General features: G+C 38.4%; 10 protein-coding genes. 6 read left to right on the forward strand and 4 right to left on the reverse strand.

Annotated features, from left to right (window positions below):
* The first annotated feature begins 99 nt into the window (after positions 1-99).
* Entirely contained in the window at positions 100-780 is a 681-nt protein-coding gene (locus CYAN7822_RS10495) for a response regulator transcription factor (RefSeq protein WP_013322237.1), read from the forward strand.
* On the opposite strand, the gene CYAN7822_RS10500 is transcribed toward CYAN7822_RS10495, so the two are convergent.
* Positions 777-1,262 (reverse strand): low molecular weight protein-tyrosine-phosphatase, encoded by a 486-nt coding sequence (locus CYAN7822_RS10500; protein ID WP_013322238.1) that lies wholly within the window; start codon positions 1,260-1,262, stop codon positions 777-779. The two genes, CYAN7822_RS10495 and CYAN7822_RS10500, sit on opposite strands and share 4 nt — an antisense overlap.
* A gap of 157 nt (positions 1,263-1,419) precedes the next feature.
* Between CYAN7822_RS10500 and CYAN7822_RS10505 the strand changes: the two genes are divergently transcribed.
* Positions 1,420-2,826: an SGNH/GDSL hydrolase family protein gene (locus CYAN7822_RS10505; RefSeq protein WP_013322239.1), complete on the forward strand. Its 1,407-nt coding sequence runs from the start codon at positions 1,420-1,422 to the stop codon at positions 2,824-2,826.
* A 98-nt stretch (positions 2,827-2,924) separates the two neighbouring features.
* On the opposite strand, the gene CYAN7822_RS10510 is transcribed toward CYAN7822_RS10505, so the two are convergent.
* The gene (locus CYAN7822_RS10510) at positions 2,925-4,217 is read right to left on the reverse strand and encodes a hypothetical protein (protein WP_013322240.1); all 1,293 of its coding nucleotides are present in this window, start codon (positions 4,215-4,217) and stop codon (positions 2,925-2,927) included.
* Between the two features lie 50 nt (positions 4,218-4,267).
* Entirely contained in the window at positions 4,268-5,671 is a 1,404-nt protein-coding gene (locus CYAN7822_RS34510) for an EAL domain-containing protein (RefSeq protein WP_157871801.1), read from the reverse strand.
* A gap of 374 nt (positions 5,672-6,045) precedes the next feature.
* Between CYAN7822_RS34510 and argB the strand changes: the two genes are divergently transcribed.
* Positions 6,046-6,939: an acetylglutamate kinase gene (gene argB / locus CYAN7822_RS10520; protein WP_013322242.1), complete on the forward strand. Its 894-nt coding sequence runs from the start codon at positions 6,046-6,048 to the stop codon at positions 6,937-6,939.
* A gap of 210 nt (positions 6,940-7,149) precedes the next feature.
* A complete protein-coding gene (locus CYAN7822_RS10525) occupies positions 7,150-7,368 on the forward strand; it encodes a DUF4327 family protein (protein ID WP_013322243.1) in 219 nt (72 codons plus the stop codon).
* Between the two features lie 97 nt (positions 7,369-7,465).
* Here CYAN7822_RS10525 and CYAN7822_RS10530 read toward each other — a convergent pair whose 3' ends face one another.
* Entirely contained in the window at positions 7,466-9,514 is a 2,049-nt protein-coding gene (locus CYAN7822_RS10530) for a serine/threonine phosphatase (RefSeq protein ID WP_013322244.1), read from the reverse strand.
* A gap of 516 nt (positions 9,515-10,030) precedes the next feature.
* Between CYAN7822_RS10530 and CYAN7822_RS10535 the strand changes: the two genes are divergently transcribed.
* A complete protein-coding gene (locus CYAN7822_RS10535) occupies positions 10,031-11,218 on the forward strand; it encodes a glycosyltransferase family 2 protein (RefSeq protein ID WP_013322245.1) in 1,188 nt (395 codons plus the stop codon).
* Positions 11,219-11,258: 40 nt separating this feature from the next.
* The gene (locus CYAN7822_RS10540) at positions 11,259-13,370 is read left to right on the forward strand and encodes a glycosyltransferase (protein ID WP_013322246.1); all 2,112 of its coding nucleotides are present in this window, start codon (positions 11,259-11,261) and stop codon (positions 13,368-13,370) included.
* Positions 13,371-13,375: the final 5 nt, after the last annotated feature.

Raw genomic sequence — 13,375 nt, forward strand, 5'->3', positions numbered from 1 at the left:
CATCTAGCATAAGATTAGAATAAAATCTGTTACCGTTTAATATTTTGGGAATGATAGGCTAAAAATACTGCTCTCCTTCGCCATCTTCCAGATTCTAATATGCCGTTGTTGATTTTAATTGCTGATGATGACCCTGGAATTCGCCTGGCAGTCAAGGATTACCTAGAACTGTCAGGATATTCAGTTGTAACTGCTAAAAATGGCCAGGAAGCCCTATCTCTGTTAGAAACTTACCATCCCCACCTGTTAGTATCCGATATTAAAATGCCGCGCACAGACGGCTATGAATTAGTGGCCCAGGTACGTCAACGTCCTGAATTTCGTCTGTTACCGGTAGTATTTTTGACGGAAAAAAGCACTACCCATGAAAGAATTCGCGGCTATCAAGCGGGTTGTGATGTCTATTTGCCTAAACCCTTTGAAATGGAGGAACTTGGGGCGGTAATTCGCAATCTCCTGGAGCGATCGCAGATTATGGAATCTGAATGGCGTTATAAAAACCGACAACTCCAAGAAAAACAAGCTGAGTTGAAAAAAAGTCAACCCCCTCCTCCACTCCCCGAATTACCTACCCTCAATCCTCCACCCGAGTTAACCGCACGAGAAAAACAAGTGCTAGAATTACTCGCTCAAGGACTGTCAAACGTGGAAATTGGCCAGCAACTTCATTTAAGTCCAAGAACCGTAGAAAAGTATGTTAGTAGCTTACTCAGAAAAACCGAAACCAATAATAGAGCAGAATTAGTGCGTTTTGCCCTAGAACATCATCTCGTTGATTAATGCTCTTGCAAGCCCTTTAGCTTGACTTCCTCGAGTAAGCCACTACAAGCATCTAACAGCAGATCGATCACTTGATTAAACCCTTCGGGTCCGCCATAGTAGGGATCAGGAACCTCTTTGATGGAATAATGAGTCGCAAACTCACAAATTAAGCGAACTTTGTCTTGATATTGACCACTCGGATCTAGCCGCCGAATATCGCGATAATTTTCGCGGTCCATCGCTAAAATTAGGTCAAAATTCTCAAAATCTGAGGGTTGAAATTGTCGGGCTTTGCCCTTGAGCGGAATGCCTCGACCACTAGCGGCGGCATTCATACGACGATCAGGCGGCTCACCAATATGATAATTAGAAGTTCCTGCCGAATCACAAAGAATTTTCTCACTCAAACCAGCCTGTTCAATGAGATGATTCATGATATTCTCTGCCGAAGGAGAACGGCAAATATTACCTAAACAGACGAATAGCAGCTTATAAGGCATAGATAATTACAATTCTCATCAAGTCCTAGATTATAGCGATTTTAGGACTGGATGAAACTAAAGTATAATTTTTCAATCTTTAGAGGTTTGCGCTCTCATACTGCATAAATTTCATCACTCAAGGTAAGATGGCTATAATTTACTAGAGGAAAAGCCAATGCTCAAATTACCCCTACCTCGTCGGCGTTCATCTTTTTACCGCGCTCCCTATTACAAGAAACCTAAGCGTTATGGAAAAGTTCCCCTGTTGTTGCTGGTGGTTTCTCCAGCGATATTAATCCTGCTGTTGGAAATTATCGCGCGGCTTTATGTGGGAATCAGTGGCAAAACTAATGAAATCGCTGGCCTGTCCCCCCTAGACAAAGCTTATGGTCTAAAATTTTTGACCGAAACTCAGAAACCCATTGAAGGGTTATCTGATAGCGGAAATTTAATTGTTACCCGTAATCCGTCTTTGGGTTACAAACTGGTAGAAAATCAAAAAAATCAATTTTGGACTATTAATGCACAGGGTTTTCGTGACCAAGAACCCCTTCCTCTAGCTAAACCTAAGAATGAATTTCGGATTTTTATTTTTATTTTAGGGGGATCAACGGCTTTTGGAGAAGGAACTAAGAAAAACGAGGACACCATCAGTCATAAATTAGAACTGCGGCTGCAACAACGAGTGGCACAACAAACCCGAACTCCCGAAAAATATCGTCCAGATGTGTTTCCTTTTTTTGTTCCCACTCGGGAAAAGTTGATGCAATTACCGGCTAAAATTTATCCGAAAAAATATCGAGTTATTAATGCTGCTGTACCGGGTTATACTTCGGGAAATTCTTTGGCTCAATTTGCCTTGGCGATTTTTCCCTATCAACCCGACATGATTGTTATTATTGATGGGTACGCTGACTTAATGTTACCGAGTAGCCAAGCTAAGGCCGATATTCCCAAAGTTGACGAGTTTTTACAGGATGCTTCTGGACATTATCGAACTTATTTAAATCAATCTTTTCAGCATTGGCTAGATCAAACTTATTTGGTTAAAACGCTAGGCCAAATCGCTTTCAGACCTCAACCGACTTTAGCACAAAGTTCATTGATCGTTCCTTCAGAAACGAGGTCTTTAGAACAATATTTACCCCCTGATCAAAAAGAATTAAATCTTCGACTCAAACGTTATCAAGAAAATCATAAGCAACTGGTTCGTCTAGCCGCCGTCGCTCAAGTGCCGGTTATTATTGCGACTCAACCTGAAATTACAGGTCGTAAATTTGATAAATTGTCACCTCAAGAAAAAGTTATTGTAAATGAATTAGGACAAGGCTATCGGGAAAAAATGCCAAAAACTTATCAAAAATTGGTGTTAGTTAATCAACAGTTGGCTAAAGCCTTTCCCAAAAATGTGACCGTGCTAAATTTATATAATTTAAATCCAAATTTATCTAAACCCATGTTTTTAGATCCGATTCATTTGACCGAAAATGCTAATACTTATATGGCGGAAAAACTTTATTACACCCTCACGGATTGGGAAAAGATTCAAATTATTCCTCAGAATTTTTATCTAAAAAATTAAGCGGCTCAAACCTTGGGGATTAAACTTTTATATTCATCTTGTCTTATGGGAAATATTTAAATCAGTAGAGCGAAGAGAATTCGCCGCTACTAGAATAGCTAAAGATTGGTATTTCCCCTTAAGAATTCTACTTCAAAAAACGACAAGTCCAACTTGCCCAAATAACTGCTATAAGCGATTAAAAAATTTTCTAAAATCCTGATGAACCATGTAACAGAAGAGAGAGGAAATAACTCATAGCGTTTAAATATTAAAGCTAATTTTGTATCTAAATGCGGTTTTACTTTAGGACAAAAAATAAGAATTTTGACCAGTAAATGGACTGTTCTGGTTCCGCCTAAATGAGTAACCAAGTGACTTAAAAAATAAGATTTATCACTTGAAATCTCTTCAACAAGCAAAAAATTAAGAAGATTAATACAGGTATTTAACAATAAAAATTCGTTCAATTTTCGAGAATTTTCCTCGGGACAAATATCCTGAATTTTTTTGTATAAAACCTCAAAAAAATGCTGATTATCAAACTCAAAATCAACTAAATTTTTCGTTAAATACTTATAAAACTTATTTTTGAAATTTTGATAAGAAGATGAAAAAATTTGCTGGCGATTAATGCTTTGAGCTTTGCGGCTAAAAATTTGAAGTGCCCTGTGTAGTTCGACCTCTTTTAACCAAGTAGGATTAGCAGGTTTTTTGAGCAGAAAAACTGCTCCCTGGGTCAATTTATTTTGTCTTAATCTAGTATGATAAAAAAGATATTTAACCAGTGCTAGTTCAAATTCTTGTCGTCTCCGGGTTTTTAGATTGCTGATCCCAAGACTATATTCATAACTACTATCTTGAGTGAGTAAGCAATGTCGATAAAGAAAAGAATAGCGATAAAGTAAGTCTCCTAGAATTTGAGGCTTTTGAGCCAAAACAGCTTGCTGAGGGTAGATAGCTCTGGCTAGGCGTTGAAGTTGTAAATAAGATTGAGTTTTTTTGTAATTGTCAAGCCAAAGTCGGCTATAACCTGAAGATGGGAGAGAGATAATTTTAGCATTTAAACCTACCCCTTCAAGGGCAAAATCTTGATTAAATAAAGAGACTAATGTGAAAATGGCTGGATAAGTAGAAGACTCTTGGCACCACTGATCAATCATGATTTGACAACAATAATTGATCATTTCATGAAATTGTTTTTCTCCTTTCTGAGAAAAAAGAAGGGGTTTTAAGGTTGAATAAACAGAAGGATCAAGGGGGCTTTTTTCCTCAAAAATTAAACCGCGAAATTCTTCGAGAGTTTCGGCTGCGGAATGAGTAATAACAAGCTGTTTAAAATGTTCATAAATTAGATTCTGAGCCGAGGTACTCAATAAATAATTTTGCTGGGAATAACTTGACTTAAGCATTTTAAATTTACCATAGTTTTTTTTTAAAAATATAATAAAATATGAAAATTTTAACTTCCTTGAGAAACCTGAACTAATAACAACTTAGTAGCATCGGTTACCGTTAAAGGTAGACTGATTTTATATCCTTGAATTTTTTCAAAAGTTAACTTAGATAAGAGTTTTAATTGTTCGTCGGTTTCTACTCCTCCAGCAACGATATTCAGCTTAGTGAAACGTCCCCAAGCGATCACGGCTGACAGTAGGGCCAACTGTTGCGAGCTACTGGTAAAGTTTTTGATAAATGATTGATCGAGCTTGACCGTATGAAAAGGATATTTTTGTAAATAAGATAATGAAGCATATTCTCTGCCAAAATTATCTAGAGAAAGACGAACTCCCAAATTTTTAAGATCCGCCAAAATTTGGTTAGCTAAGTCCTCATTTTTCATGATAGTTTTTTCGGTTATTTCTAGCTCGAGCAGTTGGGAAATAATGCCGGTTTCATTTAAAACCCGACTGATCATGTTCATCAAATTGCTATCGCGAAACTGTTTAGCCGAAAGATTAACAGAAATTGATAGCGTAGGTAATCCTAATTGTTGCCAAATTTTCATTTGTTGACAAGCTTGTTTCAAGACCCATTCACCAATAGGAATGATTAGCTCTGTTTTCTCGGCAACCGGTATAAACTGATGTGGCAAAATTATGCCTTTTTTAGGATGCTGCCAGCGCAATAGAACTTCTAAGCTATCAATTTTTTTAGTTTTCAGATTATATTGAGGTTGGTAATATAAGGCAAATTCTTGTTTTTCTAAAGCTCGTTGAAGAGAACTTTCTGCTTGTGATAGTTTAGAAGCTTCTATCAATAAATCAAAATTTTTAATCAGTTGCTCATCGAGAGAGGCTTGGTGAGGGTTTGTGTCTTTAAATTGGAAAAAATTTAAATTAGTATTATAAGACTCTGAGGGCGACAGGGGAAGCATTTGAGCTAGAGGCATTGTATCCTCTTGCTCAGTGGACTCTAATTTGATGATGGGAGAGAGTTCTTTTTCTATTTCTAAAAATTCTTGGAAAAGATCCGGGGTAGTATTTTCATTGATAGTTTTTAAACTCATTAATTTTTGGGGGTGTTCAACCGCATGATAAACGGCATTTACTTGACAACCAAAATTAATTTTATCTCCATCTTTTAATTCTTTTACATAACATTTTCTGCCATTGACAAAAAGACCATTATGGCTTTTTTGACCTTGCAGATTTCCATCCAATATCCAATAAACATATTGCTTAGTAATGGGGTCTTTTTTTTGAATTAACGTCGCATGTTTTCGAGAAACTTTTTGAAAGTCTATAACAATAGCGTTACTCGCCTCGCGACCGAGACTATAAGTTTTTTGGGTTAACTTAATTATTTGTCGATAACCGGAATATTCAAGGACTAGAAGGTACACCGTATTTTTACATAGAGCCATCTTATTAAGATACATTCTCTCTACAAGATCTCATCAAAAATATTAAGATTAATTTCACAATTTTGCTGTGATATGGGTACAAGAAAACAGTGATTTAGATCACTAAACCGTTTGCCTAAACCGAATTTTCCGAGGGGTCTGTTCTCTGAGTCGGTGTTCCCCGAGCCTGAGAACTGGTCAATTGTGCAAGTAGTCTCCTAGCTTAAATTGGAAGAATTTCTGCAAAATCTGTAGTCAGAGAAAATGCGGCACTATGATTAATGATTAAAGATGTCCAAGTCCTTTAGCTTATCAGTCCGGATTGAACAGTTTTTGAGTCACCCTAAACCGCTAAACTGAATAACAGATACATTGATAACGAGTAGATACAGTCAATGAGTATTGAAAGCGAATACATCAAGCAAGAAGCAGCCACACGGGTAAGAATTTTAAGCGAAGCTTTGCCCTACATTCAAAAATTTGCTGGTCGTACAGTGGTTGTTAAATACGGTGGTGCAGCCATGAAAGACAGTTCTCTCAAGGACAAAGTGATGCGAGATATTGTTTTTATGTCTTGTGTGGGATTACGTCCTGTAGTGGTGCATGGTGGAGGCCCAGAAATCAATAGTTGGTTGGATAAATTAGGCATAGAACCTCAATTTAAAGACGGGCTAAGAGTGACTGATGCCCCGACGATGGATGTCGTAGAAATGGTACTGGTAGGACGTGTCAATAAAGAAATAGTCTCCTTGATTAATCAAGCTGGTGGGTTAGCGGTGGGATTATGTGGTAAAGATGGGAATTTAGTTAAAGCACGTCCTGTGGGTAAAGAAGGGATTGGTTTTGTCGGTGAAGTGGCTAGTGTGGATACCCGATTAATTACCTCTTTGGTAGAAAATGGCTATATTCCCGTTATTTCTAGTGTAGCCGCCGATGAAAGTGGACAAGCTCACAATATTAATGCAGATACCGTAGCCGGAGAAATCGCGGCGGCTTTGGGAGCCGAAAAAATGATTTTACTGACAGATACAGCCGGAATTCTGGAAGATTATAAAGATCCCTCTACCTTACTCACTAAATTGGATATTCAACAAGCCAGAGATTTAATTAGTGCAGGGATTGTTGGCGGTGGCATGATTCCTAAAGTGACCTGTTGTGTGCGATCGCTGGCTCAAGGGGTTCGGGCGGCACACATTATCGATGGTCGTGTCCCCCATGCTTTACTGTTGGAAATCTTTTCTGATCAGGGAATTGGGTCAATGATTGTTGCTTCAGGTTATACTAAATAAAGACCCTGTCTGTAAGTTGCTGCCAAAAGTAGTAGTAATTACCGTACATTTTGTAAAAAAGACTTGCCTGAATCCCCTTGATTGAGGTAATCTTAGGTAAGAGCGCTTCTTGATCGCTTAACATACATAAGTTGGTAAAATATAAATATCAAAGAAGCGTTACCTAAATAGATTTTGTAAAACTTAGTTGATTGCACACAAATTGAGTATATGACTAATCAAGTCGCTCACCCAATGGTGAAGTTTCAGCGTAAAGTGACTACACTTGTTGAGTCAAAAGTAATCAAATCTAGCGATAGCATCTGGAAATTAGCCCTTCTTTATGGAGATGAATGGTCTTTTTGGAAGAAAGAACTGCTAGATTTTGGCTTCACTATGCAAGATCCAGTCCAAGAAGTCTTGTTAGTAGAAGCTTGGGATGAAGAGTGAGCAACAAGAATTGACTACCCTAAATGCAAAGATTTAAAGACCGTGAATCTATCATCTCAATAATTGAGTGACTAGATCACGACTGGTCACAATAACTTTACAGGGGTTGGTCAAAATAAGGCTGAAGTTTAATTCTCACGATGATAGCAGTGATGTTATCATGTCCATTTTTCTGATTGGCCAAAGCCATCATCTTTCGCAGTCCTTCATCTAAATTCGCACTAGAGCTAATTAAAGGAGTCAAACAAGTTTCATAATTTGTTTCCAGGAATTGATTATCAGAAAGCCCATCAGAACACAATAACAGAAGAGTATCCTCATGCAAGTCTAGATATTTGATATCTGGCTTGACATATTGATTCTCATGAGGACCTAACGCTTGAGTCAGTTGGTAAGCATCAGGGCGAGAGTAAGCGATCTCAGGAGCAATGCCTTCTGTGATAGCTCGTTGTCCTACTTCATGATCTACCGTTAATTGTTCTAAACCCCACTTGCGATTGATTTGGTAAATCCGGCTATCACCCACGTGGGCAATGACCACTCGAGTTCCTTCTAGCAATACCATCACTAGCGTAGTCCCCATACGACCACTACCATAACTATCTTGGTCTTGATTAACTTGGTAAATCGTCTCGTTGGCTAATAAAATTCCCTGTTCAATGGTTTCTGCATCCGGTAACTCCTGAGTCCAATGAGTCGCAAAGTAACGTTGCAGGGTATCAACGGCTAAAGCACTAGCCACCTCTCCAGAGGCATGACCCCCCATGCCATCGCACACAATATACAAGCCTTTAGCGCGAACTTTTTGCCCTCGATTACTATGTTGTTTGGTAATCTCAGTTTCTATGCCAAAATGATCCTCATTATGTCGCCTTTGACGACCAATATCAGTGGCACCAGCATCACTTAGACTAAGGAGTTGCATCGGTAAGTCAGCCGTTGACAAATCCTCACTCATATTGCCCTCAATAATGGTTTCGTCCTCTTCCTCTGTATCGAGAGACTCATCGTTTTGATAGAACTCGAACGGCAGAGACATGGCCTCAACTTTTTGCTCATCAACGTCGTAGCCATTGAGTGACTCTTCGGAGAGGTTGAGGTCTTTAACTTGCTGCTGATTACCTAAATTTTGCAGTTCAAGACATAATTGACTGATGCTATCAATTTCTCCAGCAATCACTTGTTTTACCAACTCCAAAAGCGGCTCTAGGTTTTGCTGCTGAGACTCCTGCAACAACTCTTGCCACATTCGCCCTAAATCCTCAAGAGTGGGTTGAACATCGGCAGGATCATCATACAATTGCATTAATCCAAGCGTTTGATCTTCATCAACTCGCAAATTATTTTTCATCAATAAGCTTTGACAACAGTGGACTTCAGACAGAGGAGTCCACAAAGAAGCCATTTCATTAAACCAATAGAGGATTTGTAAACTGGGTAATTCTTCAGTGGACAAAAATAGAGAAAGAGGCTGCCAGTTTGAGCGATTTTCTAGAAGAATGATATCTTGGCTCTCATCAGACCAAACTTCGTGTATTTCTGGAATTAAAGGATAAAATTTTCCTAAACTCAAGTACGGAAGTGCCAGTTGAGAAATTCCCAACTGATGCCATAATAAATTTTTCATGGCGAGGGTAGCATTAGCGGCGTGATCATCCTGATTTAACCATTCCCCTTGCTCTTCTAATAGTGCCTTTAAGACCGACTTCTGTAAGGGTTGGCAGTCCACTACTAGCCCTTCCAAGCATAGGGGTTTAGGGATTTTTTGCGGACAAACTCGGGTTTGAACATCAGCCATCAGGCGATAACGTTGCCCTGGGTCTAGATATGGCTGTTCAAGAATTGCGGTTGCTGACTGCTGTGAGGAGTCAAACAACGGCTCAGGGGTAGGGGACTCTTTGAGCGGCTGATGACCCGCTAGACTCCCATCTACAAAAACAGGTTTTGTTGCCGCTTCGCCCTCAAGAGCGATCACTGCCCACCATACTGTGGCTGTAAATGCGCCGCAATGGGGACATTTTTCAGCTTCAAAAGAAATCATTGTTCCACATTCACCACAGTCTTTATAGGATAAAGAAGTTCCGCAGCGCGTACAAGACTGGCTCGAGTTAGGATTGTCATATTGGCATTGGGGACAAACAAGCATAGATCTTTTTCAAAACGAAAGTTAATGAATAATCAAGTCAAAATTCACTTGACCCCTTACTTTTATTTTCCATCTAAAATCGCGATATGTTGATCAATAAAGTAAGAAGAAGTGTTAACAAATGCAAAATAAAGCATTTTGACTCACTGGTTTCTCCACTGGACTAAAATTAGCTGTAATACCGGCGATTTTAGCCGCACGAGGATCAACACTGCTCCTTCCATAGGGAAAAAGGAGTATCAGGCCTTACATCCGGGTGAGCGAACTAGGATTTTGAGCAGATTCGTTTTATTAAAGCGGATTTCCATCAAGAGTGTCTTATTGACCATCAGTCAACAAGCTCAGACAAATAGATGTTTTAAATGATTCAGTTGGGGGCATTGGGAGCAGGAGCAACCGCGAAGAAACTCGCTTGACTGACTGGCTAAATAGACTTGACCTCAATCTCCCTAGAGTCTTTATTGTTTGTTGAATGCGAGTAGTAACTCAGCAAGTTACTGAGCTTGTTAATCGGGCGTGATTGACTTCTCAGCAGGGATTGTCTCCTCTGGCCAAGTCAGGGATATTACCCCTAATGCTATACTTCCTAGTGTACTCGATACTCCCGACCATCGGGAAGATATGAATAAAAATCCTTTTCCTTTAGTCAGTATTTTAATTCCCACTTATCAAGGGGAAAAATTTCTCGGGGAAACTTTATCCTCGGCCTTATCTCAAACTTATCCCCACCTAGAAATTATTCTGAGCGATGATAGTTCTACCGATCAAACCCTGCAAATCGCTCGAATTTATCAAGAGCAAAGTCCACATCACTTTAAAATTTTCACGAATCCCGATCAGGGAATGATTAACAACTGGAATTATTGTATTTCCCAGGCTCAAGGAGACTATATTAAATTTTTGTTTCAGGATGATATTCTTAAGCCGAATTGCCTCGAAGAAATGGTTAAACTATGCCAAAAAAATGAGAAAATCGGCATGGTTTTTTGTCAAAGAGAACTAATATTGTCAAAAGAGGCAGAAACTTTGCAAAGCTGCCTAAATATCTATAATAATTGTCAAAATTTACATGAGCATTGGTCAATACTTGAAGAAATTCAATCAGGAGAAACTCTGTTAAAAGACCCTAACTTTTTGCAAGAGCCTATGAATAAAATAGGCGAACCTAGCAACGTACTGATCAAAAAAGAAGTATTTGATCAACTCGGAACATTTGATGCCGATTTATGTCAAGTAGTTGATGTAGAAATGTGGGCTAGGGTCATGCTTTATTATCAAATAGGCTTCATTGATCAAACGCTGTCTTATTTTCGTATTCATCCCGAGCAAGAATCAGTCAAAAATCTTGAGACAGGAGAATCTATACGAGATCACTTACGTTTTTATAAAAAGCTACTGACCTCATCCTATTATAATTTACTCCCCGAATCTTTAAAAATGAACATCTATGAAAAATTGGAAAACTATCGCAATGATTTAGAAAAGCAACGAGACCGGGGAATAGCTAGAATTCAACAGCTAGAAGCTCACGAAGCCGACTTAGAATCGGAATTAAGAAAAACTCAATCAGATTTTTTCCGAGTGCAAAAAGAGTTAGAAAAATGCCAGGCAACTCTTCAACAAATAAAAAGCAGTCTCTTCGGAAAAATGCTCTTTGCTGGGTTGAAATTAAAAAGAATTGTTCAGGAAAGCACAGAAAAATAATTTTTTTTGACTCGACTAAACTTTAGGAGGATAGAAATTAGTGTTTAAAATCAAGCAGTTAATTAAAAAATTTTTGTTTGCTTTATCCGAAGAAGGAATAGGAATTGCTCTCTGGCGAACCCAAAGAAAAATTATTAAAAAAATCGTTAAAACGGTCACGGGAAAAGAAATTTTTCAAGCGGATATAGAGGTACTAAAAATTGCTCAATTAGAATCTCCTAAGCCCATTGAAATAGAAACATCAGACGATCCTTTAGTATCGATTATTATTCCAGTTTACAATCAATTTTTATATACATTTAATTGCTTAAACTCCATTAGCAAAACCTTAGATAAATCCTTCAGTTTTGAAGTAATTGTCGTTGATGATTGCTCCACTGATGAAACAGAAAAAGGCTTAGAGCAAATAACCGGAATTCGCAGGTTAAAAAATTCTAACAATATGGGTTTTATCCGCTCCTGTAATGCGGGTTCTTCTGCGGCTAAAGGAAAATTTTTATATTTTTTAAATAATGATACTCAAATTTTATCTGGCTGTTTAGAAAGTTTGTTAGACTTGATCCAAAATAACCCAAAAGTCGGCGCAGTAGGGTCTAAATTGATCTATCCAGATGGAAGACTTCAAGAAGCCGGAGGAATTATTTGGCAAGATGCTTCAGGATGGAACTATGGACGACTTCAAAATCCTGATGAACCCGAATATAATTATGTCAGAGAAGTTGACTATTGTTCGGGGGCGAGTTTATTAGTTCGGGCGGATATTTTTCGTCAATTAGGGGGATTTTCTGAGACATTTTTACCGGCTTATTATGAAGATACAGATTTATGTTTTGCCCTCCGAAAACTCGGCTATAAAGTTTTATATCAACCTCAATCAAAATTGATTCATTATGAAGGAATTACTTCAGGCACAGATTTAAACAGTGGCGCGAAACAGTATCAACAAGTCAATTACACCAAATTTCAACAAAAGTGGAAAGAAGAACTGAGCAAGCATTTTTCTAACGATCCTAATCATGTTCCCAAAGGCGCAAGACGGTTACAAGGAAAACCCACCATTCTCGTTATTGACTCTTATGTTCCCCTTTATGACCGGGAATCCGGTTGTGTCAGACTACTAGGTATTTTAAAAATTCTTCAGAATCTAGGTTACTCGATTATTTTTCTACCCGATAATGGGTTTCCTGAAGAACCCTATACCTCGACGCTACAAGGGATGGGAATAGAAGTCTTATACTCTACCCCCACACAACCGAACTTAGAAGAACAGTTAATTAATCGATTATCTTTAGTGGATACAGTGTGGTTATGTCGTCCCGAATTATGTGAAAAATATTTAGATTTGATTAGACATTATGCTAAAGTTCCGGTTATTTACGACACCATTGACTTACATTTTTTACGCATAAAAAGACAACAAGATTATTTATCCGGAGATTACCAGAATACTACTTGGTCTTGGGAAACCTATCAAAAACAGGAAACCAAATTTGCTCAAGCAACAGAAGCCACAGTGGTAGTAACTGAGGTGGAAAAAAAGACATTAAATGATTTGGATATCAATAAAGTTTGGGTCATTCCGAATATTCATCATCCCTATGAAGGTCAATTAAAAAGCTTTGAGCAACGCTCGGATTTAGTCTTTATCGGCAGTTATAATCATCCTCCGAATATTGACGCGGTGATCTGGTTATGTCAGGAAATTATGCCCATTATCTGGCAGTCTAACCCTGAGATTAAAGTGATTTTATTGGGCAGTAATATGAAAGATGAAGTTAAAGCCCTAGAAAGCGAACGAGTCATTGTTCAGGGATATGTGGAAGAGGTAGAACCTTATTTTCTCACAAGCCGCCTGTTTGTGGCTCCTTTACGATTTGGTGCCGGTATGAAAGGTAAAATTGGTCATAGTATGTCCTATGGACTCCCTACGGTTACCACAAAAATTGGTGCAGAGGGTATGGGATTAACCGATGGCTATGATGTCCTGATTGCTGATGAACCCCAAGCGTTTGCTCAAAAAGTTTTGCAGTTATATAATAATGCCGAACTTTGGCATCATCTTTCTGAAAATAGTCTCAAAACCATATCTCAATATAGTCCCGAAAAGGTTCAAGAAAAGTTGGCAGAATTATTATTTCATCTGAGAAAATAAGAGGA

This window comes from Gloeothece verrucosa PCC 7822 (assembly GCF_000147335.1).
In the GTDB taxonomy this organism is placed as follows: domain Bacteria; phylum Cyanobacteriota; class Cyanobacteriia; order Cyanobacteriales; family Microcystaceae; genus Gloeothece; species Gloeothece verrucosa.

What these genes read in the sequence shown, in the direction of transcription:
- CYAN7822_RS10500 (WP_013322238.1), bottom strand. Translation starts at nt 1,262, where the DNA reads ATGCCTTATAAGCTGCTATTCGTCTGTTTAGGTAATATTTGCCGTTCT.
- CYAN7822_RS10505 (WP_013322239.1), top strand. Translation starts at nt 1,420, where the DNA reads ATGCTCAAATTACCCCTACCTCGTCGGCGTTCATCTTTTTACCGCGCT.
- argB (WP_013322242.1), top strand. Translation starts at nt 6,046, where the DNA reads ATGAGTATTGAAAGCGAATACATCAAGCAAGAAGCAGCCACACGGGTA.
- CYAN7822_RS10530 (WP_013322244.1), bottom strand. Translation starts at nt 9,514, where the DNA reads ATGCTTGTTTGTCCCCAATGCCAATATGACAATCCTAACTCGAGCCAG.
- CYAN7822_RS34510 (WP_157871801.1), bottom strand. Translation starts at nt 5,671, where the DNA reads ATGGCTCTATGTAAAAATACGGTGTACCTTCTAGTCCTTGAATATTCC.
- CYAN7822_RS10495 (WP_013322237.1), top strand. Translation starts at nt 100, where the DNA reads ATGCCGTTGTTGATTTTAATTGCTGATGATGACCCTGGAATTCGCCTG.
- CYAN7822_RS10510 (WP_013322240.1), bottom strand. Translation starts at nt 4,217, where the DNA reads ATGCTTAAGTCAAGTTATTCCCAGCAAAATTATTTATTGAGTACCTCG.
- CYAN7822_RS10525 (WP_013322243.1), top strand. Translation starts at nt 7,150, where the DNA reads ATGACTAATCAAGTCGCTCACCCAATGGTGAAGTTTCAGCGTAAAGTG.